Here is a 25,908-nt window from a genome sequence, read left to right on the forward strand (position 1 = left end):
GCGACAGCCGGTAACGATAGCGTTCGGGATTCGTTGGCGCAGACGTCCCGGGATTTTTCACACCGCTGCACATGTTTGAAGCGCCTGGCGCTTTCGTTTGGGTGCTTATGTTCTGCGAACGATTGTGCATGCCTGCTTGTTTCGCTATAGCCACGATCGTGTTAAGCGGCTTGTTCACCGGTTGTGGTCGGCTGCCATCATTCGATCAGAATCAGCTTCTGACGAACTGCAAGCACACGGTGATGGCCAAGCGAACCCGCGCTGCTATCGACGCACCCAAGCTCATTACAAGTGGGCCGACGGCACCACTGCTGACGTTCTCTTGGCCGACGCGGATCCATTGGCAATAGTCGATGGGCCGCCCTGGCGCACATTCCCTTGGTACCTCGGCCAGCGCAACTACGCCGGAACCTATTGGTGCGCAACAGAATGCAGCCACGTGAACTACGAGTCGCGGCTAGAGCTGTCGAGATTACGAGAGTCACGACTGCCGTCATCGTCCCATCACCGTAATCCGACGGACTCCGTTACGTGGGCGAGTGCGCTGGCACCCTCGTCGGCGACGAAGACCAGCTCGGCCAGGGGCACTGGCAGGAACCCGTCCTCCTCCATCCGCCGGAGTTGGAGTGCCAACCCGTCGTAGAAGCCCGCCGTGTTCAGCAGCACCACCGGCTTGTCGTGCAATCCGTGCTTCCTGAGCTCCAGGATCTCGGTCGCCTCGTCCAGCGTGCCCAGGCCGCCGGGCATCACCACGACCGCGTCGGATCGGGCGAGCATCAGCGCCTTCCGTTGGGCGAGATCCTTGGCGATCACCATCTCATCGGCGTCCTTCCTGGCCCACGCCTGGAGAAGGACGACCGAGATCCCGACGAGCCGCCCTCCAGTCCGCCGTACTCCATCGGCGACGACCTTCATCAGCCCGGTATCGGATCCGCCCCACACCAGGGTGTGGCCGCCAGTGCCGATGAGCTCGGCGAACTCGCGGGCCGGCCGGGTATATCGCTCGTCCAGGTCGGCAGCGGAGAGGAAGACGCAAATGTTCATACGATCGGTCGCTTTCAGCGGGGGATCGGGGCGAGCGGGTCAGTCATCGTCGATCCGCCAGAATGGCAGGCACCCGCAGCGTCGGTTTCAACCGGCGCGGTCATGGTCGACCATCGGGAGGGGGACGCAGAAGACATTTGACGACCCAGATTCAGCTGCGCTCGGAGGCTGACGAGCGCCAAGAGCACGGTCACCGTGCTGTACCAGAGGACCGTCGGCACCAAGCCGACGGGGCTGGCGAGTTGGCCGGCGATGATGACGGGCACTCCGAACGCGAGGTAGGAGACGAGGTAGATGCTGGCGACGACACCCGCCCGCTGATGTGCCGCTGCGAGCGGGAAGATGAGTCGAAGGGATGCGGTGAAGGACGCACCGAAGCCGACACCGGCGACACCCTGCCCGATGATCATGGTTGCGAGGCTTCCGGCGTAAACGCCACCGATGATGCCGATGGCCCCGACGATGGACGCGTAGATCCCGATGGTCATCGAGCGCCGTGGGTCGAGTCGGGCGAACATTACTCCGATCACAGCCGATGTTGCCGGCGCGATGAACCCGGACAATCCGTTGAGCAGGCCGCTGTTCAGTAGGAAGACGCTGCGAACCAAGCCCGGGGCGATCCCGCCCGACAGGCCTGAGAGCATCCAGACTGCGGCGATCACGGGCACCGCTGCGGTGAATTCCCTACGCGTAGCGGGCGGGATGGCGACGCGCGGGACCAGCGAGTGGAGCGCACCGGGCACGCGGGTCACGCTCTCAGGAGACAGGGCCATGACCACGATTCCGAGGATCGTGATGATCGTGAGGACGATGAAGATGATGGCATTCGCCGTAGCCGTGAGCTGAATCGCGAGGCCAGCCAGCAAGGATCCGACACCGAGCCCGCCGGTCAGGCCGACGCTGCCGAGGATCGTGCCCAGTTTTTTTCGGTTCGGCGGGGCGAGTTCAACGAGCGCGGCGGTGAAAGCAGTCGTTGCTGCGCCGGTGGCGAAGCCTTGCACGATGCGGCCGGCGATCACCCAGCCGATATCGGGGGCGACCAGGAACATGATGTTCGATGCGAGCTGAACGAATAGTGCTCCCAACAGAACTGGGCGCCGGCCGACATGATCGGACAGCGACCCCAGGGTGAGGACGGCGGCGAGGAATCCGATCGCGAAGACAGCGAACGCCAGCGTGAGAAGCGCTGCGGGCAACCCCCACTGCTCTTTGTAGACCACCAGCAGCGGCATCAGCGCGCCTGCCGCGAGATACAGGCTCGTGAACGTGATCGCTGCACCCGTTAAAGCCAGTCCGGCGGGCAGGGTGGGGCGGCGCCCGGTAGCGGACGTCTCAGTGGGGACCGGAGATGATGACACGAAGGCTCCTTCAATCGGAGATGCGCGGACCGTTCGGCCGGTGTGCTAGGCGCACAACGCGCACCCCGATCGTCGATTGGCTTGAGAGGGTTGGTTATTCGACGACTGTCAGGATGCCCGGAGGGGCGTCGAGAGCTTCGAGGGTTCGAGCGGCGGCAGTGTCGATGTGCACGCGTGGGGATGGGGGGAGTTCCCTCTCGAAGTAGGTGCCGGGCCCGTAAAACATGCCGTAGCGAAGGACGACGCCGTTCGCGGTGAGCACGGCTTCCTCGAGTGAGGCGACCGCGTCGGCTTCAGCGCCGGGGCGCATCGTCCACGCGACGCTTTGGGCCACGATCTTCGTCTGGTCCAAGCCGTCCATCGCGTCGATGAGATTTCGGGTGCCCTCGACCCGTATGCGGGCGTTGAGCAGCGATACCTCCGGCAGGTTTTCCAGATCGTCGGGAAGGTCTGTGAGCTCATGCAGAACCAAGTCGGGCGAAAACGAATGGACCGCGCTCGTGAGAGCCGAGCGGTCGAAGACGTCGCAGACGATCGGTTGCGTGCCCATGGCAGCCAGCCGGCCGGCCTTCTTGGCCGATCTCGTCATAGCGCCAACGGTGTGACCGGCGTCAACGAGCAGTGGCACGAGGCGACTGCCGATGGCACCGGACGCACCTGCGAAAAAGATTCGCATGGTTGTGGTCTCGATCGCCGGTGTCATCCGGCGGCGTGAAGTGGTCATTACTTTGCCCTTCTTCGGGTCGTCGTGCCGGTCGCTGATGCGTTGTTGCACGACGTTTCTTGATCTTGGGTCTGCCGATATTCAGGCCGGACCGGCGAGTTGATGGGGTACCACCAGCTCGCCGGCGGACGGTTATGGACGCCGGACCTTGTACCGGTGTCAGTGGCCGCCGAGCAGCCAGGGCATGGACCCGTAGGGATAAAAACTGACGGCGGGAGGGGAGTTGTTGATCTCAACATTCCCGGGCGACTGGCACGTAGTTCCCGCACCGTTCGCGGCGCAGATCCTTGGGAGGGCCGCGGCCGTCGGTGCAGCGACGATCGCTACCGCGGCGGCCGCCGCCGCCAGAAGGGGTGTGACGTAGGTCAGTGTGATTCTCATGGTGGTACTCCTTCGCTAGATAGTCCTGATCTGGACTGATTCGAATTGCAACCCTGACGCTACCTAGCAAGTGGCCTAGGTGTATGGTCCAGTCCTATGGCAGATGACTGGGCCACTTTGTCGGGGGCCCCGCCGTCCATGGCGGGTACCGACCTGCATCTGGACCTCAGCGGAACCGGGCTGCGAGCTGGGCTCATGGATGCCTTGCGCGAGGCCGTGCGCACGGGGCGCTTGGTGCCCGGCACCCGGCTGCCGTCGACCCGTTCGCTCGCCGCCGACCTCGGCGTCGCCCGAAACACCGTGGCCGACGCCTACGCCGAACTGATCGCCGAGGGTTGGCTGATCGCCCAGCAGGGCTCCGGGACCCGGGTGGCCAGGCGGGCCGAGCCGCGCCAGGCCGGGCCCGCCGCTGCCCGAACGAGGCCGAACCCGCGTCGTCCGACATACGGCCTGTTGCCGGGTTCGCCGAACCTCGCGGAGTTTCCCCGTACGCAGTGGCTCACCGCGGCCCGCCGCGCCCTGACCGCGGCGCCGCACGACGCCTTCGGCTACGGAGACGCCCTCGGCCGGCTCGAGTTGCGCACCGTCCTCGCGGACTATCTGGCGCGGGCCCGCGGGGTGTACGCCGAGCCGGCGCGGATCGTCATCAGCTCCGGTTTCCACCACGGTCTGATGCTGACGGCGCAGGCACTACGGGCGCGGCGGGTACGGGCAGTAGCCGTCGAGTCCTACGGTTTCGACGTCTATCGCGACCTGCTGACCAGCGCCGGCCTGCGCACCCCACCCCTCTACGTCGACGAAAGTGGCGCGCGCACTGACGATTTGGCGCGATTGAACGGAGTTGGCGCGGTGCTGCTGACCCCGGCGCATCAGTACCCGACGGGGGTCGAGCTGCGCCCGGACCGGCGCGCGACGGCTGTCGACTGGGCACGTGCCACCGGCGGGCTGATCTTGGAGGACGACTACGACGGGGAGTTCAGGTACGACCGTTCGGCGGTGGGCGCTCTGCAGGGCCTGGACCCGGAGCGGGTGGTGTACTTCGGCTCGGCGAGCAAGTCGCTGGCGCCGGGGCTGCGGCTCGCCTGGATGGTGCTGCCCGAGGAACTGGTGCCGGAGATCGTGGCGGCCAAGGGGTACGTCGAATGGTCAAGCACGCTGGACCAGGTGACACTCGCGGAGTTCATCGCGTCGGGCGCTTACGACCGTCATGTGCGTTCGATGCGGCTGCGCTACCGGCGCCGCCGCGACCAGCTGGTGGCGGCCCTCGCGCAAAGGGCCCCCGGCATCTGTGTGACCGGCATGGCCGCCGGGCTGCAAGCGGTCCTCGAACTCCCGCGCGGGACCGAGCGCTCGGTCGTGCAGGCCGCGGCCCGCCAGGGCCTGGCGGTCAGCGGGATGGCGGAGTTCCGCTACGAAGTGGCTGACTCAGGGTGGCGGTTGCCCGAGCAGGACGCACTGGTCGTCGGCTACGCCGCTCCCTCGGACAGCGCATGGGCGGGCGCGCTGGACGCACTGTGCAGCGTGATGCCGTAGACGGGGCGCTGCCGTAGGCCCGGAGACTGCCTCTCAGGATCGGCCCTGCACCCGAAGGGCAGTCGCTCGCTTCCGTGTCAATGGTTCACGTTCGCGTTCACACGCACGCCTGGGTGCCGGCGGGTGGTCACACTGGCGGCTCATCGCCCCTCGACCGTGTGCCTTCACTCGGCACATGATGCAGCTCAGAAAATTCTGGGTTTCAGCTGGGATCACGGACAGAGTGGCCTGCAACGTCTTTCGGCCAGACCTCCAGTCCCAGGCGTGAGGAACTCTTCGGGTGTGCGGCGGCTATTCACCGACTGCCTCCCTGATCGCCGGATATTAGCCAAGGACGAACTCCGTCAGGTCCCGGTCAGGATTAACCAAGACGGAATGGGTGGATTCAACCTGACTGATTTGCTTGTCGACGGCGACCGCCTTCCCGGCGATGGTCGAGGCGGAATTGGCCTGCTGGCCAAAGCAATTCCACGACGCGATCGGCAGGCGCTGCCATCGTGGCACGCAGCGTGGATCATGACTTAGGTTTGCCATCAGGACCGCTCAGGCGTGGTCGCGTGGTAGACGTGATCGGCGATGAAGGCATACATTCCCCGGGTGACGTCGGTCGCGTCGCTCATGATGTTGTAGCCGTGGTCGACGCCAGCCACTTCGTGGAACCCGGCCAGCGAACCGGCTGCATTGAGGCTGCGGGCGTAGGCGGCGCCTTCATCGCGCAGACGGTCGAACTCGGCCGTAACGACGAGGGCCGGGGCGATGCCGACGAGGTCGTCGCCGTTCGATCCCCACGCCGGTGAGGCCAGCCGGTCGCGTCGCTGCGCGGAATCGGGAATGTAGGCGGTGTCGAAGACCTCTCCCATCCACGGCCGCAGTACAGCCGCAGCGCCCAGTGGCGTGTGCTTGTCCTTGGTCTGGGTAACCAGATCTAGCGGGGCATAATGCAGCACTTGAAGTTTGATCCGTGGGCCGCCGTTCTCGAGCGCGAGTCTGGCCGCGGCCGCGGCGAGATTTCCGCCGGCGCTCTGCCCGCCCACACACAACTCGGTGCCCTCCCAATCGCGCTCGGATGACGACGCCCACTGCAGTACGTCGTAGATCTGCTCGACCGGCGCTGGGAATCGTCGGTGTGGCGCGAGCACGTAATCCGTGTTGACTACTACAACGTCGGCGCGCGCGGCCAGATAACGGCACCAGGGGTCGTCCTGTTCGCGGTGGCCAACCACGAATCCGCCGCCGTGGATGTTGACGTACACCGCTGGTCTGGGACTGTCGCGAGCGGCCGGGTGATACACGGTCGCGGTCGTGTCGCCGTGCCGGGTGGGAATCGACGCCGTCGTTGTGCGACCGGCGATCTCGGGGAACCTGACCGCGGGTTTGGGTGCGGGATTGACGGTCGCGGCGAACAGACGCGCCACCGGGTCGGCCACCAACCGCGTGGACAGGATTGACACGGCTTTTTCCTTCGCGGTCGTCGGAACTGTACTCGATCGACGCACGGCGCGTCGGAACGATTCGCACGCTCCGCACACGACTAATGGTATCTCTGAAATCAATGACAGCATCAACGGCAATCGTTGAGCACGATCGCCGGGTATCTGATGTCATGGATTGGTCAATTCCAACGGACCGAAGAAGCACACCATGACTATCTCGCGCATACATCAATTCGACTCTTAGGCAACAGCTTCACAACCACAGTATTCGTCGAGACATTGCCGAACGCCTATTCGTATCGCCGCGCACTGTGCAAGCGCACCTGAGTCACGTGTACTCGAAGCTGGGACTCACCTCAAGAGTGCAGCTCGCGCAAGAAGCAACACGCCACGGCTGACGATGCAGCCGAATGGGATCGTCTTGCAGTCCCCAGTCCGAGGATATGTAGCACTTGATGAGCCCGAGTGTGAGCGCCATATGAATAGGCGCCGCGCCGAGCTCTCTCACCGAACATCCGACCCGCGCAGTGCAGATGCTCCGTTGGTGGCTTCATTGCGTGGAATCCGTCCGGCACGCGGGTGGGTAGGTGGATTCGAGCGATGGTGTCCAGGCCGGCAGCGCCGGACTAATACCTGGCGTGCACCCAGGTCTCATCGCTGACGGCAAAAATGACACGAATATGAGACAGAAGCCAGATGACATCAGGTGAGACAACTTGCATCACTGCTGGTGAGGGCTCCGTCAGGTGACACTCAATTTGAGAAGCTACACCTGTCGAGATGCAATGAAGATTGACAAGGGCGCACCGCTTGTTTAACAGGGCCGTTAGTTCGGCTTACCATTTCGCGGAAATCCACGTCGCACCGAGATGATGAACTGTGTGCTGCGACTTCGACGGCTGGCGGCGATCACCGCCGTTAGTCACTCAGAGGAGCGGCGGTAGGGCTCCGGTAGTCCCATCACAGCAGCTATGCATGCCCGGATTGCTTGTTGCACAAGGCGTATCGTTCAATGGTGTCATGGGCAGCTGTTGGGGCCGTGGCCGGTCTTTTTGGGGACTGACGCCCGGTAGCGGCGCACCTTTTCTCGGTTGCCGCATATCGCCATTGAGCACCAGCGGCGGCGGTGCGCTTTGGTGCGGTCGTAGAAGATGATCGTGCATCCCTCGCATTGGCGAACTAGTCGGCGGTCGCCGCGGGCGAATAGCCGAGCACACGCTTCAGCTGGCGGAACCAGGAGCTGTGCGGGTGCCGTCCATTGGCGTTGGTCACGCAGCGCGACACCCTGATCGTCGGCGTAGAGCCGGAACCGGCGATCGTCGGCTGCCAGCAGGGTATTCAGTTCGTCGATCCACTCTTTCGGGATCGCTGACGAGGTTCTTGTCATCCAAGCCTCAACAATCGGCCGCAACCGGTCGCGAACATCCCGGGCCGTAGCGGCGACGTCGTCGAGTTCTGCAGAGGTGAACAAATCACGGATCGTCGCCCAAGCCTGATCGTCGATCATCCCGGATCGGTTCAACCAGTCGAGATATGCCCGACCGTCGCCGATTAGTTCGATGACGGCAGCTCCCGGCGCAGGGATGGCGGTGGTGTTGAGAAACTCCAGGGCTGGGTCGTCGGCGAGGCCGACGATGATCTCGAGGGGTTCCACCGCGCCACTCCGTCCGTGACAGCCGGATCCATAACCGGTGAACGCAATGTAATCAGGTTACCAAAGGTCGGCCAACCGTTCGCGCAGCAGGCGGTGATGACTTGACAGCACGGCCGCCTGACTGATTCGATATCCGTAACTGTTAAATATCCTGTTTACAGGTTACGTAGGATTGGACCCGCATTATGCCCGCAATCCGGCACCGCGCCGTCGACATCGATGACGTGCACGTCTTCGTCCGCGAAGCCGGCGACCCCGCCCGGCCGACGTTGGTGTTGTTGCCCGGATATCCCTCAAGCACGCGCGCTTTCGTTCGGCTGATCGATCGCCTCGCCCCGCGCTGGCACGTCGTCGCCATCGACTACCCGGGCTTCGGGCTTTCGGATCCACTGCCGGGCGTGCCCACTTTCGATCGACTAGCGGCCGTCACCGCCGCCACCATCGATGCTCTCGGCATCGACGATTACGCCCTGTACATGTTCGACTTCGGCGCCCCCGTGGGGTTCCGCATAGCACTCGATCACGATCAGCGAGTCCGCGCCATCGTCACCCAAAACGCCAACGTCTACATCGAGGGCCTCGGTCCCGGCGTTGCCGCACTGGGTGATTGGTGGAAAGACCGGGACGCCGGCCAGGCCGCTGTCGATGAGTTCGTCAGCCTGTCCGGGACCCAGATGCAATGGCAAGCCGGTGCCCGCGTCCCCGAGCACATCGACCCCGGGCACGCGCACGCCGACCAGCTAGTCCTGGACCTGCCCGGGCGTACCGACTACATGAAGGCGCTGCTCTGGGATTACCAGACCAACCCGCCCCGCTACCCCGACTGGCAGGCCTGGCTACGGCGACGTCAACCCAAACTGCTTGCCGCCTGGGGCCGAAACGATCCCTTCTTCATCCCCGCGGGCGCCGAGGCCTACCAGAACGACGTACCCGATGCCGGGGTGCTCCTGCTCGACACCGGCCACTTCGCCCTCGAAGAAGAAGCCGACGCCATCGCCGACCATATCGACACATTGATGGCACGAACCTTCGACTAGCGCCGTCGCTGCACCAGCCGCACAACGATCAACGAGGAGTACACACCACATGTCGCATCACTACTCTGGGCCACAGCTCGGATTCCCCAACGGCAACGCCCAATTGGACTTCTGCGACCTCTACGCATTCCCCAAACCTGGCGATGAGGGCAAGTCGATCCTCATCATGAACGTGCATCCCTCGTCGAGCCTGATGCCGTCCGAGGAGGCAACGACATCGATTCCCTTCGCCGCCGACGCGCTCTACGAGATCAAGATCGACACCAACGGGGACAACGTCGCCGACCTGACATACCAGGTTGCTTTCTCACCATTCACCGCACATGGACAGACTGCGACCCTGCGATTGATCACAAGTCAGATAGGCGAGGGCGCTGAGGGTAACGCGGAAGTCCTTATCGAAAGCGCCGCCGTCTCCTTGGATGCGACGGCGACGGTCACCGAAGGAGGCGACCACCTGTTCTTCGCCGGATGGCGCAGCGATCCCTTTTTCTTCGATCCCCCGGGTGCCTTCAATGAATTCCAATTCACCACCGACTGGTTCGCCGACAAAGACGTGTGCAGCATCGCTGTGGAGATCCCCAACTCTGCGTTCGGGAAGCGACGGGTCGGCCTGTGGGCTCGGACGTTGACCGGTGTGAATGATCGCCGGGTTCAGGTGGATCGAGGGGCATTGGCCGCTCAATCCGTTTTCCTGACCGGTGACGACAGGGAGGCATACGTTGCAGCGGATCCCGTCGACGACGCCAACTTCGTTGCTGTCTTTGGTCATTCGTTGGAACACACCGGGGGATATAGCCGCGAGGACGCTCAGCGAGTGGCCCGAACCCTTCTGCCGGACATCCTTCCCTTCGATCCGACTCAATCGGCGGCCTACCCGCACAATGGTCGAACGCTTATCGACGACGCTATGGGTGTCTTCCTGCCGATCCTTACCAACAACAAGGTGACTTCACACGGTTTGAGCCCGCACCACGATCTGCTGACGGAGTTCCCGTACGTCGGACCGCCGCACATCGCCTTCGCAGACCGTCCAACACCGTAGACCGACAAGAGCGCAGCTCGCTGCGCGGCGAAACGGTTCACGCTGGGCGACGCATCCCGCCACACATCGCCCAACAGAACCTCTCTATCACCCACACGCGCGTCGTGCACTTTCGTTGCGGTGTGCGCAGCGCGTTTCGAAGACAGCAGGGAATCATGTCTGACACAGCAGAATTCGATGTCGCCGTCATTGGAGGCGGCCCTGGCGGCACCGCCGCCGCACGTTACCTTGCGGCCGAAGGGCTCAAGGTTGTCTTGGTCGAGGAGCGGCTCATCGGCGGCGAATGCCACTACTGGGCCTGCAATCCGACGAAGACGCTGCTAAGGCCGATTGAGGTAGCCGCTTTGGCGAGGGCCGTTCCCGGCGTGCCTGAGACATTCGACCGCGAACAGCTGGATATCGCCGCCCTGCTGGCCAAGCGAGACGCCATCATCGACCACCTCAGCGATGACGCGGTGGTGTCGAAGTTGACGCAGGCCGGCGTCGAGGTAATCCACGCACACGCACGGCTGTCAGGGCCGCGCAAGGTGGCATTGGTTCACTCCGACGGCCGACAGGAGTCGCTCAGAGTGAACCACGCGGTCGTGCTAGCGACCGGCACCCGTCCCGCCATTCCGGACATCCCGGGACTGGTCGATGTGCAGCCGTGGACCAATCGTGACCTGTCGGTCATGACGCACGTACCGCCCCGCACGATGGTGCTTGGCGGGGGCGTCGTCGCCGCAGAATCCGCGACCATCCTGGCCGGCCTGGGTTCCGACGTAACAGTTTTGGTGCGCGGAACTACCCTGTTGCGCAACTCTGAAGCCGTCGCCGCCGACATGGTCACCGAATCACTGCGCGAAATGGGCGTGAAAATCCATTTCGGGACTGCATTGTCGGCGGCAGCACGCCCCGTCGCGGGAGAAGGTGTCACGGCCACCTTCGGCGAGCAAAACATCGAAGTCGACGAAATCGTCGTTGCCACTGGACGAATAGTGAACACCGACGACCTTGGCTTGGAGACCGTGGGGCTACGGAGTGGTGAATTCGTTGCGGTCGACGACCACCTGCAAGCGATCGGCGTCGACGGTTCCTGGTTGTACGCAATGGGGGATACCACCGGGCGTGCACTGCTGTCCCATATCTCGCAATACCACGCCATGATCGTTGCCAACGTCATCGTCGCCCGCTCCCACGGTCGTCAGCTTGGCAACGAAGAACTCATCGCCCGCGACATAGGCAACCTTGCGCAAGTGATCTTCACCGACCCTCAGGTTGTCGAAGTGGGCCGCACCGAAAGACAGGCTCGCGCCGACGGGTTCGCAGTCACTACGCGCACCGCAGCGTTCCCCGAGGCGATGCCGCTGCTCGCCATAGCGCGGGATGGCTTCAATGCCTGGGCGAAACTAGTTATCGACGCAGAAACGGACACCTTACTGGGCGCCACCTTTGTGGGACCACAGTTCGCCGAGCTGGTCCAGGCCGCTACTCTCGCCGTCGTCGCCAAGGTGCCGCTTGACGTACTTCGCCACGTCGTGGCGCCACATCCTTCGGTCAATCAGATCTGGAACCCGTTACTCGCGCAGAACAGATGATCAGCCACCGGCTGGCGCGTCAACCAGCGTGAAGCCACGGCGAAGAATCTCGGGAACTCTCACAGCTTTTGGCGTGGCGCCTGGAGTAGTCACAACAGTCCGACTAACCGTAGACAGGTGATGTACACGATCATGATCTCCTATGCAACAGCGGAACATCCTCGTCGGCAACGATTTTCGGGTCGAGACCTCGCTTGCGACGAGCTGGTTGGCGCTTTCACGGCGTATTGATCATCGCGCTGTGCCGACTTGAAGCACCTCGGCAAACCACAAGGCAGGAGACCAAATCCGGGGACGTCGACTCGGTTGGCGGACATCATCGGTGTGTTGGCACTCCGGTCGCGACCTGTCTCGGTGAGTTGATTGGTGGCGGCACCACGGCAGTCTGACCACGCACGCACCATGCACAGACGATGAGGCTGATGCAATCAACCAGACTCCGCGATCCGGTCAGTGATGGCTTCGGCCGCTTTGCCGAGCTTGATCAGGTCCGCCTTCGTCAACGGTTCCACCACCAGTTCGCGCACCTTCGCGACGTGCAACGGGGCCGCGGCGGCGACCCGCCTCATTCCCGCCTTCGTGAGCTCGACCACGCTCACCCTGCCGTCATCGGCGCAGACACGCTTGATCACAAACCCGTCTTCTTCGAGGCGCCTGACCACGTGCGATAACCGCGACAACGAGGAGTTGGCACGGGCGGCGAGCTCCGACATCCGCAGCATCCTGTCGTCGGCTTCCGACAGATTCGCCAACACCAGGTACTCGAACGTCGTCAGTCCGGTGGTGCGCTGCAGATCGCTTTCCAGGGCCGCCGGAAGCTCCATGATCATCGACAGGAGTTGACGCCATGCACGCTGCTGATCGTCGTCGAGCCAGACCGTTTCGTGTCGACGACTATCACGCTTAGGTCGCGTCATGACGACGACCCGATGGTGTCCCATCGCACAGCTGTCATCCGGACCTCCTCCTCCGTCTGAAGGATAGTTCCACCATCAACCGTTGAACGTGAGCCGCCGACCGGCGACGGCTCCGTCGTGGAAACCCTCGGCACCGGTGATTTCGCGGGAACAACCTTCAACCCTGTGGCGCCGGTGACGGCTTCTGGTCATCATCGAGACGTCGCCCCATTCGTTGACGCGTCACGTAACTAAGGTCTAAGTTTATTGAAGCATCAACTGATGCTCCCCGCCCTGCCCGCGGGAATGCGAGATTCGCAGGTGCAACCGCTCGGGCCAACCCTGTTCGCACGCATACGTCTTCGAGGAGCCCTCGTGAACATCGCGGTATGGATCGCGTCCGGATTACTCGCCGCCGCATATCTCTTTGTCGGCGGCACGAAACTGCTGACGTCCAAGGAGCGCCTAGCGGAGAACCCCTCCACGGCTGGCGCCGCCGAGGCGTTGTCTGCGACGTCGATCAAACTCATCGGCGGCGTCGAGGTGGCCGGCGCTCTCGGTCTGATCCTGCCGTGGCTCACCGGCATCGCGCCTATCCTGACACCTGCCGCTGCCGTTGGGCTCGCGCTGCTGCAGGTGGGCGCGGCGGTGTTTCACGGTCGACGAGCGGAGTACAAACAGTGGCCCGTGAACGCCGTGTTCCTGGCGCTGGCGGTCTTTATCGCGGCCGCTCGGACCGCGGAGGTCATGCGATGAGCAGCGCTCTGCAGTACGCCGTCGTGGGCACCGGCAGCGTTGGCGCGGTTCTGGCGCAACGGTTCTCCGACCACCACGTCCCAGCACTCTGGGCCAACACGCGAGGTCCGGAGACGATCGACGTCACCGAACTGTCTGCCTCGATCACACCGGTCACCCTCGACACGGCCCTGGATGCGGACGTCATCATCTTGGCCATTCCCTTTTTGCAGGTCCGTGAGCTGGGTGGGCGCCGCGCAGACTGGTCGGGCAAGATCGTCGTCGACGCGACGAACGCTTTCTTGGTCCCCAACTCCGAGCAAATCCTCGGCGGCCGCCTCTCGACCGAGTTCAACGCCGAGGCCTTCCCGGGTGCCGCGGTGGTCAAGTCGTTCAACCAAACTGCCGCCACGCAGCTCGCCGAGAAGCGCCCACCCGAATTCGGGAAACGCGTGGTCTTCGTGTCCAGCAACGACTCCGCGGCAAGCGCGGTGGTAGCCGGGCTGTGCACCGAGCTCGGCTTCGCCCCAATCGAACTCGGACGTCTCGACGAGGGTGGCGTGCTCATCCAAGCCCGCAACGCCCTAGTCTTACGTGAACTCTACGAGCTGCCGTCCGAACTCGAGAAGAACACTCAGGTGACGTCGGCGGTTGAGCGGGATCTGACCCCCGGCACGTGGACGATCGACCCCGTCCACTCTTCCATCACGTTCTCCGTTCGCCACCTGATGGTCGGCAAGGTACGTGGGCGATTCGGCGACTTCTCCGGGGCGATCGCGGTGCCCGAGAACGGAACTCCGAGCATTACGGCCACCATCGCGGTCGGGTCGGTTGACACCGGCAACCCAACCCGCGACGAGCACCTGCGGGCACCCGACGTCTTCGACGCCGACGAGTTCCCCACCGCGACCCTCGTCTCGGTCGACATGCACGGCACCGGGCAGAACGACTGGGTGGTCATAATCGACTTCACCTTGCGCGGAATCACCAAACGCCTACCACTGGCGTTCTCATTTCTCGGGGTGAGCCCCGGCATGGGTCACGGTGAAGTGGCCGGGTTCGAAGGCGGGATCAAACTGAAGCGTAGCGACTTCGGCGTCCTGACCGACACTCCCGTGTTAGCCGGGGGCGGCCCGATGCTCGGAGACACCGTCGACGTGACCGTGTGTCTAGAGGTGGTCAAGGCACCCGCCGCGCCGACCGGATGAGAGGGCGACGCCGCACCTGCGTAGGGCCGCAGATCGTTCTGACAAATCAGAACTGAAGGGAAGACCACCATGACTGACATCAATGTGTTGGCGTTGGTGGGGAGCCTGCGCGCCGCTTCGGTAAACCGGCAGATCGCCCAAGTGACCTCGGAGAACGGGCCGGACGGGATTTCCGTCGCGGTCTATGACGGTCTCGGGCGACATCCCGTTCTATAACGAGGACATCGACGGTGCCGACGTCGAGCCGTAATCGATTGCCGCACAGCGTATTCAGATGGATCATGTCGGTCTCGATGAGTGAGAAATACGCCGTCATGGCAGATGCTCCGTGACGTGTCAGTTCGACGCCAAGGCCACGACCTAGTTGCTCGACGGCTGCCTTGCTCATCGCATACGGGATGGCGCCCGCCCCGTTGATGTAGGCGAACACTGAACTGACCAGAACGATCTGGCCGCGGCTGCTAATCACCGATTCGATCGTGGCTGCCACCGTGTTGACCACTCCATCCACGTTGACCGACATGACACCACTCACTTGGTCGCGCGTGAGTGTGCGGAATGTCCCGTTTCGACCAAGAATTCCGGCGTTGGCGATTGCGACGTCGATGCGCCCGAATTCTTCATGAGTTCGCCGCACGGCTTCCTGAACGGAATCGATACGGGTGACATCACATTCAAGCGCCAGGCGTTGGACCTTGGGTAACGTCGCCGCAACCCGACGCGCCGCAGTCAGATCAACGTCGGCGAGCACGACGCGCGCCCCGCGGTGCGTCAGAGCGGTCGCGGTGGCGGCGCCCAGCCCGCCACCGGCCCCGGTGATCAAGACGATCTTGCCGGACAGCGGATAGCGCGTCATAGCCCGCGCTTGCGCCCGAACGACGTGGTGCCGTTGCGGCGGAGCATCGCGACCGTGGTGGCGATGCGTCCGCGATTGAGGTCGGGTTTGAGGCCGGCGCCCACCCGGTGCAATTGATCTGTATGCCAGGAGAGTTCGAGTATTCCGTCGAGCGATTTGAGGTCGACCAATTTACCCAGAATGCCGCGCATTCCGGCGCGCAGTTGGTGTGAGGGGAGGGTCTCGGCGTGCCCGGCCAAGACCACATCAGCGGCGTCTGTCGTTGTCGCGGTGGGCCTGCCAAGACCGACGACGTCGCATTCACCGGCGTTCACCGCTTCTTGCATCGCGGCGCGTGAACGGAAGCCGCCTGTGACCGCGAGCGGGATGTCGCCGGCAAGGTCGCGGACCGTGCGAGCGTACTCCAAGAAGTAGGCCTCGCGGGCTCGGGTGCTGTCGGCGGCCTTGCCCATCATGGCAGGCTGCTCGTAGCTGCCGCCGCTGACCTCAATCAGATCGATGCCTTCACGCGCCAATACCGCGACTACGTCGCGGGATTCATCTTCGGTGAACCCGCCGCGTTGGAAGTCGGCCGAGTTGAGCTTGATGCCGACGGCAAAACCCGGCGACACACGCGCGCGGATCCGGCGGACGACCTCGAGAACGAAGCGCATCCGACGCTCCGGGTCACCGCCCCAGTCGTCGTCGCGCTGGTTCGACAACGGCGAAAGGAACTGCGCGACCAGGTATCCGTGCGCACCGTGTATCTGCACACCGTCAAACCCCGCGGTCTCGCATACCACCGCCGCGTTCGCGAACCGTTCGATGATGTCGTCGATCTCATCCGGTGCCAACTCACGAGGCGTGGCTGCACCGGGGAAATTGATGGGCACCGGGCTGGGGGCCACGGGTGTGTGACCGAGCGCGAGCGGGTTGGACTGGCGCCCAGGATGATTGAGTTGCACCCAGATCGGAACGCCGGCGTCCTTGGTGGTCTTGGCCCACCGTGTCAGAGCGTCCAGGTTGCGCTCGTCCTCGATCACGACGTTGCCCGGCTCGCCGAGCTGCCTGCGATCGACCATCACATTGCCTGTGACGATCAGGCCGTAACCGCCTCGACTCCAGCTCGTGTAGAGCCGCTCGAGTCGCTCGTCCGGGGCGTTCTGCTTGTCACCGAGCGCTTCACTCAACGCTGCCTTCATGATCCGATTGGGCAGCACTTGGCCGCACGGCAACGTCAGCGGGTCGTGCAGTGAAGTCATCCGTATGTTCCTTTCACGTGGGCGGCCCGTAGTGGGGCCTTGTCGGTTTTGCCAACGGTGTTCTCGGGGATGGCGTCCATGGCCACGATCGTGGTGAGCGTCCGAGTCCCGTCCGACACTGCAGGACCGTTGGGGTCGAGATCCGCCAGCCGGTCGGGTAATGATGCAAGGGTCATGGTGTGCCTATGGGGGAACTGATCGCTGTCGGCTGCAGGTGGCGGGTGAGAAACTCGACCTGGTCGCGCACCAGTGCCTCGAATGGCTCTCCGAGGTAGAAGTCGAAATGGCCGGCGTCGTAGCGCTTTATCTCACCCCTCGGAGCCGTGCGCGCATACCGCAGGGTTTGCGCCGGTGGTGTCACGCTGTCAGTGTTGCTGATACAGAACAGGATTGGGAGCTTGATCTTCTTCACCACGCGCCCGGGCCGGTAGGTCATGATCGTCGGTACTACCCGCGCCGCTACCTCGATACGGAAGGTCGTGTCGGGAGGGAGCAGCGCCTCGTAGCCGGGTAGGGCGTCGGGGGCATTCATCAGGGCCACCGAGCCCGGAGGGCCGGCGAGGGGGATCATCGCGGGCGCCCTGCCGACGGCCATCGAAGCGAGATCCTTTGCCACTGTGGGGAGCACCTTGAGGGATTCCGTCGGGCCAAGCGCCAGCGCCGAGGCCAGACCGTCGGTGAATGGGCATTGCGACACGGCGGCTTTCAGCTCAGGATGACGCGAGGCAACCGTGATGGCGTGCCCACCGCCAAAGGAGCTGCCCCAGACGGCGATTCGGCTGCCGTCGACATCACGGCGCTTCTTCGCCCACGCGATCGCGGCATCCCAGTCGGCGAGCTGCCGCTTGATCGACAGCAGCTGACGGGGCTGGCCGGTGCTGTCGCCGAAGTGGCGATAGGTAAAGGCCAAGGCGGCGATGCCGGCTTGCGCGAACCGCTCCGCGAAGGCATCCAAGCGCATCTCTCGTGTCGCACCGAGGCCGTGTCCGAGAATGACCACTGGTGCTGAGGCGACGCCGGTAGGCAGGTAAAGCCAAGCGGCACAGGTGTCTTTGCCGGAGGCGAACGAGACGTCGTAGCGGGCGTACGACTGCGCAGTGCTCATTGCTGGCTCACTGCCCCGTTCGTCGCTCCGACCGCGGGCACCCGTCCGGATTCGAGCGCTTGCGCGTAGGTGTCCGGCCGGTAGAGGGGGAGCTCGCCCGACGACGCGGTATCCGAAAGGTATTGGAGCATCAGTTCCTGACCGGTCGCGGACTGATCGGTCTGGAGAAACTCGGTGCGCTCGACATGCAGACCCTCCGGCAGAGACATCGAGCCGCCGAAGTACACCGACCTCTTGATCGCCTCGACTGAGCCTTTCGTCCTCTTGCCGAAGTACTCCGCGAGTTCAGCGGCCCGCGTGACGACCTCTTCGACTGCCACGACCTCGTCAACTGCGCCATTGGCCAGCGCCTGCGCCGGCGTGAACGGCTTGCCTTCGAGGATCGCGACCAGTGACTTATGGGTGCCGATCAGCCGAGTCAGTCGCTGGCTGCCGCCACCGCCCGGCATGATCCCGAGCAGGACTTCCGGCTGACCGATGAAGAACTCGCCGTCGGCCATCACGCGCAGATCACACGCCCATGCGAATTCCGCGCCAAGACCCAGAGCCGAACCGTTAAGGGCGGCGACGAAGATGACCCCGCTGGCGTTCATGCGCAAGAACGTCGCGTGGAGGCGGTCGAGCTGTGCGGCTCCCCGAAGCGGAGTCTTGTTCAGAACCGGCTCCGGGACGCGGGCGCGGTCCGCGCCCCGGGCCAGCCGCAGAACCGCGGAGGCGCCGCGCCGGTTCAAGTCCGGCACGGCAGCGCCTTCTGCCTGAAGCCACCGCACGTCGGCGTGGCTGACAAAGCGACCGGGGCGCGCCCCCGTGAACACGACGGCATGCACGCTTGGGTCACGGTCGACGCGGTCCACGAACTCGTCGAGCTCGTTGGCGATATCGACGCCGAACAAGCTGTGAGGACCGCCGTCGATCCGGACGATCAAGACCGCTCCGCGGTCCTCGATCTCAAGTTGGCTGGTGCTTAGCGTTGTCATGGCATCTGCCTTCGTTGTCACTTCGTCCCAGCGGCCTTGGCCGGAGACATTGGGGTGAAACCGTTTTCGGAAATCGGGACGAGTTGGTCATGTCTGCCCAACGCCGCGACCTCGCGTTCGAGCGTCGGCGTGACGTGGGCCGCGAAGCGCCTCATCCAGGGCCAGGCGGCCGGCGAGTTCAGCGCCGCCTTCGCCCAGTTCGCGACCGCGACCGCGCGCGGGACGTACACGCGGCTGCGCCGGCGCACGAGCCCACCGACGATCGCGGCGGCGGCCCGGTCGACGCTCGTGGTGACATTGCCCGGATAGGGCAGCCGGCCGCGCAATTCCTTGAATGAGGGGAGGTCGGACTCGGCGCCACGGACAAGATCAGTGTCGATCCACGACGGGTGGACGAGCCCGACGGTGATGCCGAGGTGCGCCACTTCCTGGCGGTAGGCCAGGGCGAGCATTTCGACTCCTGCTTTGCTTGCGGCGTAGGAGGCCAGCCCGGCAATCGGCGTGAAGGATATCGCTGAGGCCACCACCATCGCGTGGCCCCGACTGCGCTCGAGATGCGGCGTCGCGTACTTGAGCGTGCGGAACACGCCGTTGAGGTTGATGTCCAGGACTCGCTCAAACGACGCTTCGTCGGCCTGGCGCACTGTTCCGTAGGCGGCGATCCCGGCATTGGCGACGATGATGTCGATGCCGCCCATCGTCATTGCGCAGTCATCGATCGCTGAACGCAATGCGGCGCCGTCGCGCACATCGGCGTCCCACCAGGATGCGCCTGGGCCGAGATCGGCGGCGAGGGCACGCAACCGATCGGGCTCGAGTCCGATCAAGGCCACGCGCGCCCCTCGGGCGGCGGCGAGACGTGCGACCTTCTCCCCGATTCCCCGTGCGGCTCCGGTAATTACCAACTTTCGGCCCGAAAGGTTGCGGCGCATCATGCGATGCTCGCCACACTTGACCGGTACACCGACGGGACGCGGTAGCCGCCCAGGATCTCGGTGAGCAGTGCTGCGAATTCCACGGTCGTGCGGTCTCCGCCGGGCGGCCCCATCGCTTGAACGCCGATAGGTAGGCCCGCCGCGTTGGTGGTGATCGGCATCGTCGTGGCCGGCGCTCCGGCGATGTTGGCCAGCGCGCTCCATTTCATTTGGTCCCAGTAGGAGCGTGCGACGCCGTCGACGTCGATGGTGCGGCCGAAGCGGTCATGGTCCTTGTTGTGGTGGCCCGGCGCAGCGGTCGGCGTGACCGGCAGCAGCAACACGTCGAATTCCTTGAAGAACCCAACCCAGCGGTGCGCGATCTCGCGGCGAGCTGCGTCGCGGAACAACCACGCGCGGTGGCTTTGGACCGTCCCGCGCAATGCAGCGGCCGCGTCCCCGCGCGGACTTGCAAGAGACCGCAGGGCAAGTGCGGCACCGGAGCGCGGGCTGATTGTGGAACGGTCGACCGAGAAGGCGGCCATCACGAGGCTCAGGAAGAGTTCGTGTGAGGTCGCCAAGTCCAGCGGGATGCTGGCGGGGCGCTCAACGACCTGTGCGCCGGCGTCGCGCAGCGCAATGACGGCGTCGTCGATTGCCCGACTCACGTCGCTATCGACGGGGCAGTCCGGATCGTCGGCCCACACCGCGACCCGGAAGTCCTTGAGCGCTGTCGCGCGCGGCGGGGCGAGGGTGTACGAGAACCCACCGTCGGGGTTCAGCGGGCCGACAGTCGCTGCCAGTGCGGGGATGATGTCGCGGGCTCCACGGACCTGCACTCCGGCGCAGGCCATATCGGCTTCTCCCCACCGTCCGGGGTCGCCCGGCCCGCCGGGGATGTGGCCGACCAGTGGGACGGACTGCCATGTCGACTTGTGGCCATAGAGGCCACAGAAGTGGGCCGGAATCCTTGTGGAGCCACCGATTTCCGATCCGAAGTCGAAGCTCGTCAACCCAGCTGCCGTAGCGGCGGCACCGCCGCCCGCCGATCCGCCGGAGGTGCGCGAGCGATCCCACGGGTTGTTCGTCCGGCCGAAGACCGGGTTGCTGGCCTGCACGTCCGCATTGCCGGTCGGCATGTTCGTCTTGCCGATGATGATGGCGCCGGCTTGGCGCAAGCGGGCGACGGCCTCAGCGTCCTGCGTCGGCACATGATCGGCCAGGTCCGGTCGACCACAGACCGTGCGCATACCGGCCGTTTCGTAGCTGTCCTTCACGGTGATGGGCAGGCCGTGCAGCGGGCCGAAGTCATCTCCGCGCGAGCGTGCGGCATCAGCCTCTATCGCGGCACGGCGTGCAGCGTCCGCGGCGACGGTCACGATCGCATTGAGCGAGGGGTTGTGCGTACTGATGCGCGAGAGGTACAGCTCGACCAGTTCGGCGCTGGACACCTGCCCGGTGTCTAGTGCCGCAAGCTGTTCGGTCGCCGATAGCCAAGCGAAATCGTCTGCTGCCAAGGAGGACACGTCATCTCTTTTCTTCGGGAAAATGGCCAGCGACCCACTGGGTATACCGATCAGTCTACTGACTAGACGGCACGGTAGTACACCGAATGGTATAGTGCAAGTCATGCGAGTACGTGAGCGGCTGACGTCAGCCACGGCCACACTGATGCAAAGACAGGGCGTGGCCGGCACTGGTATTGCCGAGATCCTGTCCACCAGCGGCGTGACGCGACGATCGATCTATCTGAACTTTCCCGGCGGCAAGGCCGAACTGGTCGCCGCGGCGACACGTGCCGCGGGAGACGAGCTGTCAGCGCTGTTGCGAGACTGCATCCGGCAACGCGACCCCATCGGGGCGTTTACTCGCGTGTGGAGCGAAATCCTGATCAGCACGGACTTCGAAGGTGGCTGCCCCATTGTGGCTGCCGCGTTCAGTCGCGCCGAGGCCCCAGAGGCCGCCAGCACCGCCGCCGAGGTATTCGACGAATGGGCTCAGCTGCTAGCGGACAGGCTTCGTCAAGACGGCATCAATCGCGCTGCAGCCCAATCGTTGTCGACGACAGTCGTTGCCGCGCTCGAAGGGGCGGTGATACTCTCTCGCGCCGCGCAGTCGACCAAGCCGCTGGAGCAGGCCGCCCGTCATCTCAAAGAACTGATCGCCCAGCACCGCCCCACTGACTAAGCCACCGCCTGGTCGAGGAGCGTCGCCGCCGCCTTACGCGCATGCGTCCAGCAGGAGGGGTCGTCGAGGGAGGTCGACAGAGCGGCCGCACCTTCGTACAGAAGCGCGAGTTGGTTGCCCAGCAGGGTGGGGTTGGCGGCACCGGCTTGGCGAGCCAGCTTGGTCAGCCCCTTGATGTAGTTGCGCTTGTGTTCATGGACGATGTCCTGAATCTCCGGCATCGCCTCGGCGGCCTCGACGGCGGCATTGTGGAAGGGGCAGCCGCGCATCGGCCCATCTGGTGACGGGGTCTCGAACAGTGCGAGGATGCGCTCGCGCGGTGTGCGCGTTGCGGCTTCTGGCCCGGGGCGGATGGGGTCATCGACACCTTGCTGGATATATCGCAGATACTCCTCTACGACAGCGGCTTTGCTCGGAAAGTGTTGGTAGAGAGTTCGTTTGGACACCGACGCTTCATTGGCGAGCCGCTCGACACCGGTTGCGTTGATGCCCTCGCGGTAGAACAGGTCGATGGCGGTGTTGAGGATGCGCTGTCGGGCGCCGCGGCCAGTCATGACAAAAGGATACCGATAGGTTTACATCGCTTGCAAAGGCGTGTAGCATCGGCGATCAGCAAGTACACCGATCGGTATATTAGGGTGAGGCGTGACGCGTCAAAGTGGCAGCCGGCGAAGATTGCAGTGGACGTTCGGGGTGCTCGCCGCGATACCTGTGGCGAGACGACTACGACCATATGACCAAACAACTCAGTGACGAGCATCGTCGACTGTACGCCTCACACCTCGCTGGGAGCCGGAAGTTGTTGGGACGTATGCAAAAGCTTGCTGACGATCCCAAGAGGGTCACGAAGGCTGTCGATCATGTCCTGACATCGAGGCGTCCGAAGCGTCGCTACTTGTTGGATATCGTCAGTCGCGCACAGAAAGCCGTCGTCGCAATCGCGCCGACCGCGGTCAACGACGCGGTTCTGGCAGCGGCCACCACATCGAAATGAGGGCATCCACCGCCGCTCGAGCACGCGCCCAGGGCGCCATGGGGCGGCTCCGTGGATCGGTGAGCGAGGTCAAATGTTGAAGTATACCGATTGGTGTACAAGTCCGCGGGCGCCTGCTACTGTCAGATCCGGAAGTACACCAATCGGTATACCACGGGAGAAATCATGGCAAGCAAGAAATCCACCCGGCACGATGCGGCAAGTCATCTGCTGGCAGCAAATGCACGTTGGGGTGGTACTTCGTACAAGAATGCGCCGACGAAATCGGTCTCCGTGGGCGGGACTCGGTTCGTCTACCGGGAGCTGGGCATCGATAGCGGCGTACCAGTGATCTTCCTCAATCACCTTGCCGCCAACCTCGACAACTGGGACCCGAGGGTCGTGGACGGCATCGCGGCCAAGCACCGCGTCATCACCTTCGACAATCGCGGCGTGGGCGGTTCTGAAGGCAAGACACCGGACACCATCGAGGCAATGGCACAAGACGCTGTCGCGTTCATCCGGGCACTGGGTTTCGACCGGGTTGATCTGCTCGGCTTCTCGATGGGCGGAATGATCTCGCAAGTGATCGCCCAGCAGGAGCCGGCGCTGGTGCGCAAGGTCATCCTCGCCGGAACCGGCCCGGCCGGAGGCGAAGGCATCGTCAACGTGACGAAACTGAGCTACCTCGACACACTGCATGCCTATGTCACTTTCAAGGATCCCAAGGAACTGCTGTTCTTCACCCGCACCGAGCACGGCAAGTCGGAGGCTAAAGCGTTCATCAAGCGGTTGAAGGAACGCACCAACGATCGGGACAAGGCCATAGCGATCGGAGCTTTCCGCACGCAGCTCAAGGCAATTCACGCCTGGGGCCTGCAGAAGCCGGCCGACCTGTCAACCATCGGACACCCCGTCCTGGTGGCAAACGGTGACGACGACCGCATGGTGCCGACCAGTAACTCCTATGACCTGGCTTCACGCCTGCCAAATGCCACGCTGCGGATCTATCCCGACGCCGGACACGGCGGCATCTTCCAGGCCCACGAGCGATTCGTCCCCGAAGCACTCGAATTCCTCGGATCGACGACTTCATGACTTCGCTGGTCGATCAGACAGTGCTCGTCACCGGAGCCAACCGTGGCATGGGCCGCGAGTACGTCGTGCAGCTTCTCGATCGTGGAGTGGCGAAAGTCTATGCGGCTGCCCGCGATTCGCGGGCAATAGACGTCGTCGATGCGCGTGTCGTTCCGCTTCAGCTCGATGTCACCGACGCGGCATCCGTCGCCGAAGCGGCCAGGGCCGCATCCGACGTGAGCCTGCTGATTAACAACGCCGGGATTCTCCGTGCAGCGTCGGTGCTCGACCCGGACACCTCCAGCCTGCGCGAACAAATGGAAGCCAACCTATTCGGTCCGCTGGCGATGGCATCGGCGTTCGCCGATCGGATCGCGCAGAGGCGGGGTGCGATCGTCAACGTGGCGTCGGTGCTCGCGTGGCTGCCCGTTGGCGCCAGCTACGGGGTGACGAAGGCGGCGTTGTGGAGCGCCACAGACTCGATGCGGCTTGAGCTCGCCCCGCGTGGCGTGCAGGTGGTGGGCGTCTACGTCGGGCTCGTCGACACCGACATGGCTTCGTTCGCGGATAGCCCCAAGTCCGGCCCCGTCGAGGTGATTCGTCAGGTCCTTGACGGAATCGAGTCCGGGGCCGACGAGGTCCTGGCCGACGAGATGACCCGCGAGGTTCGTGCGCACCTGAACAAGCCGATTCAGGAGCGCCTGCGATGAAGGCCTTCGTGATCGACCGCTACAAGAGCAAGGACGGCGGTCGGATCGTCGACGCGCCGCAGCCGCCGGTCGGAGACCACGACGTACTCGTTGAGGTGCATGCGGCCGGGTTGAATCTCCTCGACGCCAAGATCGCGAACGGAGAGTTCAAACTTCTTCTGCCGTATCGATTTCCGCTCACGCTCGGCAACGACGTGGCTGGCGTGGTGGTCGAGGTGGGAGCTCGGGTGCGGCGCTTTAAGCCTGGCGACGAGGTCTACGCACGACCGGACAAGGACCGAATCGGCACTTTCGCGGAGTTCATTGCCATGAACGAAGCCGACGTTGCAGTCAAGCCTGCCGCGTTCAGCATGGAGGAGGCAGCGTCCATACCGCTGGTCGGCCTGACCGCTTGGCAGGCGCTCGTCGAAAAGGCTGACCTGAAGCCCGGACAGAAGGTTTTCATCCAGGCGGGCACCGGCGGCGTCGGGACGTTCGCGATTCAACTGGCGAAACATCTGGGCGCGACGGTGGCGACCACTGCAAGCGCCGCCAATTTCGAGCTTGTGAAGGCGCTTGGCGCGGATGTCTTGATTGACTACAAGACCGAGGACTTCGAGACCAAGCTGCATGGGTACGACGTTGTCTGCACAGCCAAGACTCGAAAACCCTCGACAAGTCCCTTCGGGTGCTGAAGCCCGGCGGGATGCTCATCTCCATATCCGGACCACCCGATCCGGCCTTCGCGGACGAAATCGGTGTGCCGTGGTACGTGAAGTCGATCATCCGTGTATTGAGCTCTAATGCGCGGCGAAAGGCCAAGCGACTCAACGTGAAGTTCTCATTCTTGTTCATGAGGGCCAACGGCGATCAGTTGAGCGAGATCACCACCCTCATCGATCAAGGCATCATCCGTCCCGTCGTGGAGAGGGTGTTCCCGTTCGAATCCACCCAGAAGGCTCTGGCTTTCGTCGAGAAGGGGCATGCCAAGGGCAAAGTCGTCGTCAAGGTGAGGTAGGAGAGGGCCAAGGCCCGGCACGATGTCGCCAAGGCTGAAGGTGACCGGCTGCTCCAGTTGTTCGTAGGTACAGGAACGTGGGTCGCGGTCGGGCCGCCAGCGATTGAACTGCGCTGTGCCGAAACCTTTCGCCTATCCATCGATACCCCTGCGCCGCAACGCTGGTAACTTTGACACGCATAAGCATATCGGTAACACTGTATCCGTTATCTGTTTTGCAGACCCGTACGGACAAGGACAACCGTT

23 protein-coding genes and 5 pseudogenes are annotated in these 25,908 nt (G+C 63.9%); 12 read left to right on the forward strand and 16 right to left on the reverse strand.

Going from position 1 to position 25,908, the window contains the following annotated elements; all coding sequences use genetic code 11:
• Positions 1-504: 504 nt before the first annotated feature.
• The 4 genes from ACWW36_RS08795 to ACWW36_RS08810 form a co-directional block, all read right to left on the reverse strand.
• Positions 505-1,044 carry an LOG family protein gene (locus ACWW36_RS08795; protein WP_456141164.1) on the reverse strand — a complete coding sequence of 180 codons (540 nt, stop codon included), beginning with the start codon at positions 1,042-1,044 and terminating at the stop codon, positions 505-507.
• A 14-nt stretch (positions 1,045-1,058) separates the two neighbouring features.
• Positions 1,059-2,402 carry an MFS transporter gene (locus ACWW36_RS08800; protein ID WP_456141165.1) on the reverse strand — a complete coding sequence of 448 codons (1,344 nt, stop codon included), beginning with the start codon at positions 2,400-2,402 and terminating at the stop codon, positions 1,059-1,061.
• 94 nt (positions 2,403-2,496) lie between these two features.
• Positions 2,497-3,126, reverse strand: coding sequence for an NAD-dependent epimerase/dehydratase family protein (locus ACWW36_RS08805; protein ID WP_456141166.1), 630 nt, complete (start codon positions 3,124-3,126; stop codon positions 2,497-2,499).
• Between the two features lie 159 nt (positions 3,127-3,285).
• Entirely contained in the window at positions 3,286-3,507 is a 222-nt protein-coding gene (locus tag ACWW36_RS08810) for a hypothetical protein (protein WP_456141167.1), read from the reverse strand.
• Positions 3,508-3,603: 96 nt separating this feature from the next.
• Between ACWW36_RS08810 and pdxR the strand changes: the two genes are divergently transcribed.
• Positions 3,604-5,040, forward strand: coding sequence for a MocR-like pyridoxine biosynthesis transcription factor PdxR (gene pdxR, locus ACWW36_RS08815; protein ID WP_456141168.1), 1,437 nt, complete (start codon positions 3,604-3,606; stop codon positions 5,038-5,040).
• A gap of 533 nt (positions 5,041-5,573) precedes the next feature.
• Here the strand turns inward: pdxR and ACWW36_RS08820 are convergent.
• A complete protein-coding gene (locus ACWW36_RS08820; protein WP_456141169.1) occupies positions 5,574-6,491 on the reverse strand; it encodes an alpha/beta hydrolase in 918 nt (305 codons plus the stop codon).
• A gap of 254 nt (positions 6,492-6,745) precedes the next feature.
• Between ACWW36_RS08820 and ACWW36_RS08825 the strand changes: the two are divergent.
• A pseudogene (locus ACWW36_RS08825) lies at positions 6,746-6,871 on the forward strand (response regulator transcription factor); the annotation flags it as partial.
• A 620-nt stretch (positions 6,872-7,491) separates the two neighbouring features.
• Here ACWW36_RS08825 and ACWW36_RS08830 read toward each other — a convergent pair.
• On the reverse strand, positions 7,492-8,127 hold the full coding sequence (locus ACWW36_RS08830; protein ID WP_456141170.1) for a CGNR zinc finger domain-containing protein: 636 nt from the start codon (positions 8,125-8,127) through the stop codon (positions 7,492-7,494).
• A 185-nt stretch (positions 8,128-8,312) separates the two neighbouring features.
• Between ACWW36_RS08830 and ACWW36_RS08835 the strand changes: the two genes are divergently transcribed.
• From ACWW36_RS08835 to ACWW36_RS08845, 3 genes are all read left to right on the forward strand, one after another.
• Positions 8,313-9,164: an alpha/beta fold hydrolase gene (locus tag ACWW36_RS08835; RefSeq protein ID WP_456141171.1), complete on the forward strand. Its 852-nt coding sequence runs from the start codon at positions 8,313-8,315 to the stop codon at positions 9,162-9,164.
• 49 nt (positions 9,165-9,213) lie between these two features.
• The gene (locus tag ACWW36_RS08840) at positions 9,214-10,209 is read left to right on the forward strand and encodes a DUF4331 family protein (RefSeq protein WP_456141172.1); all 996 of its coding nucleotides are present in this window, start codon (positions 9,214-9,216) and stop codon (positions 10,207-10,209) included.
• 122 nt (positions 10,210-10,331) lie between these two features.
• A complete protein-coding gene (locus ACWW36_RS08845; protein ID WP_456141173.1) occupies positions 10,332-11,786 on the forward strand; it encodes a dihydrolipoyl dehydrogenase family protein in 1,455 nt (484 codons plus the stop codon).
• 428 nt (positions 11,787-12,214) lie between these two features.
• Here ACWW36_RS08845 and ACWW36_RS08850 read toward each other — a convergent pair whose 3' ends face one another.
• Positions 12,215-12,703 (reverse strand): MarR family winged helix-turn-helix transcriptional regulator, encoded by a 489-nt coding sequence (locus tag ACWW36_RS08850; protein ID WP_456141174.1) that lies wholly within the window; start codon positions 12,701-12,703, stop codon positions 12,215-12,217.
• Positions 12,704-13,057: 354 nt separating this feature from the next.
• On the opposite strand from ACWW36_RS08850, the gene ACWW36_RS08855 reads away from it, so the two are divergent.
• The 3 genes and pseudogenes from ACWW36_RS08855 to ACWW36_RS08865 all read left to right on the forward strand — a co-directional run.
• On the forward strand, positions 13,058-13,438 hold the full coding sequence (locus ACWW36_RS08855) for a DoxX family protein (protein WP_456141175.1): 381 nt from the start codon (positions 13,058-13,060) through the stop codon (positions 13,436-13,438).
• On the forward strand, positions 13,435-14,625 hold the full coding sequence (locus tag ACWW36_RS08860) for a YceI family protein (protein WP_456141176.1): 1,191 nt from the start codon (positions 13,435-13,437) through the stop codon (positions 14,623-14,625). The genes ACWW36_RS08855 and ACWW36_RS08860 overlap by 4 nt, the downstream gene beginning before the upstream one ends.
• A gap of 69 nt (positions 14,626-14,694) precedes the next feature.
• Positions 14,695-14,872 (forward strand): annotated as a pseudogene (locus ACWW36_RS08865) (NAD(P)H-dependent oxidoreductase); the annotation flags it as partial.
• 42 nt (positions 14,873-14,914) lie between these two features.
• Here the strand turns inward: ACWW36_RS08865 and ACWW36_RS08870 are convergent.
• The 7 genes and pseudogenes from ACWW36_RS08870 to ACWW36_RS08900 all read right to left on the reverse strand — a co-directional run.
• Positions 14,915-15,481, reverse strand: a pseudogene (locus ACWW36_RS08870) (SDR family NAD(P)-dependent oxidoreductase); the annotation flags it as partial.
• Positions 15,478-16,722 (reverse strand): NADH:flavin oxidoreductase/NADH oxidase family protein, encoded by a 1,245-nt coding sequence (locus tag ACWW36_RS08875; protein ID WP_456141177.1) that lies wholly within the window; start codon positions 16,720-16,722, stop codon positions 15,478-15,480. The gene ACWW36_RS08875 and the pseudogene ACWW36_RS08870, both read right to left, overlap by 4 nt.
• Positions 16,719-16,898 carry a hypothetical protein gene (locus tag ACWW36_RS08880; RefSeq protein ID WP_456141178.1) on the reverse strand — a complete coding sequence of 60 codons (180 nt, stop codon included), beginning with the start codon at positions 16,896-16,898 and terminating at the stop codon, positions 16,719-16,721. The genes ACWW36_RS08875 and ACWW36_RS08880 overlap by 4 nt, the downstream gene beginning before the upstream one ends.
• Positions 16,895-17,827, reverse strand: a complete 933-nt coding sequence (locus tag ACWW36_RS08885; RefSeq protein WP_456141179.1) for an alpha/beta hydrolase — start codon at positions 17,825-17,827, stop codon at positions 16,895-16,897. Before ACWW36_RS08885 ends, ACWW36_RS08880 begins: the two co-directional genes overlap by 4 nt.
• A complete protein-coding gene (locus ACWW36_RS08890) occupies positions 17,824-18,804 on the reverse strand; it encodes an enoyl-CoA hydratase/isomerase family protein (RefSeq protein WP_456141180.1) in 981 nt (326 codons plus the stop codon). The genes ACWW36_RS08885 and ACWW36_RS08890 overlap by 4 nt, the downstream gene beginning before the upstream one ends.
• Before the next feature lie 17 nt (positions 18,805-18,821).
• Entirely contained in the window at positions 18,822-19,739 is a 918-nt protein-coding gene (locus tag ACWW36_RS08895; RefSeq protein ID WP_456141181.1) for an SDR family oxidoreductase, read from the reverse strand.
• A complete protein-coding gene (locus ACWW36_RS08900; RefSeq protein WP_456141182.1) occupies positions 19,736-21,244 on the reverse strand; it encodes an amidase in 1,509 nt (502 codons plus the stop codon). The genes ACWW36_RS08895 and ACWW36_RS08900 overlap by 4 nt, the downstream gene beginning before the upstream one ends.
• 103 nt (positions 21,245-21,347) lie before the next feature.
• Between ACWW36_RS08900 and ACWW36_RS08905 the strand changes: the two genes are divergently transcribed.
• The gene (locus tag ACWW36_RS08905) at positions 21,348-21,905 is read left to right on the forward strand and encodes a TetR/AcrR family transcriptional regulator (RefSeq protein WP_456141183.1); all 558 of its coding nucleotides are present in this window, start codon (positions 21,348-21,350) and stop codon (positions 21,903-21,905) included.
• Here ACWW36_RS08905 and ACWW36_RS08910 read toward each other — a convergent pair.
• The gene (locus ACWW36_RS08910) at positions 21,902-22,459 is read right to left on the reverse strand and encodes a TetR/AcrR family transcriptional regulator (protein ID WP_456141184.1); all 558 of its coding nucleotides are present in this window, start codon (positions 22,457-22,459) and stop codon (positions 21,902-21,904) included. The genes ACWW36_RS08905 and ACWW36_RS08910 overlap by 4 nt on opposite strands.
• A gap of 605 nt (positions 22,460-23,064) precedes the next feature.
• Between ACWW36_RS08910 and ACWW36_RS08915 the strand changes: the two genes are divergently transcribed.
• From ACWW36_RS08915 to ACWW36_RS08925, 3 genes and pseudogenes are all read left to right on the forward strand, one after another.
• Complete coding sequence (locus ACWW36_RS08915; RefSeq protein ID WP_456141185.1) at positions 23,065-23,976, forward strand: alpha/beta fold hydrolase; 912 nt, start codon at positions 23,065-23,067, stop codon at positions 23,974-23,976.
• Positions 23,973-24,665, forward strand: coding sequence for an SDR family oxidoreductase (locus ACWW36_RS08920; RefSeq protein WP_456141186.1), 693 nt, complete (start codon positions 23,973-23,975; stop codon positions 24,663-24,665). Before ACWW36_RS08915 ends, ACWW36_RS08920 begins: the two co-directional genes overlap by 4 nt.
• Positions 24,662-25,662 (forward strand): annotated as a pseudogene (locus ACWW36_RS08925) (NADP-dependent oxidoreductase). Before ACWW36_RS08920 ends, ACWW36_RS08925 begins: the two are co-directional and overlap by 4 nt.
• Before the next feature lie 9 nt (positions 25,663-25,671).
• Here ACWW36_RS08925 and ligC read toward each other — a convergent pair.
• A pseudogene (ligC, locus tag ACWW36_RS08930) lies at positions 25,672-25,804 on the reverse strand (ATP-dependent DNA ligase); the annotation flags it as partial.
• Positions 25,805-25,908 lie beyond the last annotated feature (104 nt).

Source organism: Mycobacterium sp. MMS18-G62 (assembly GCF_053877835.1).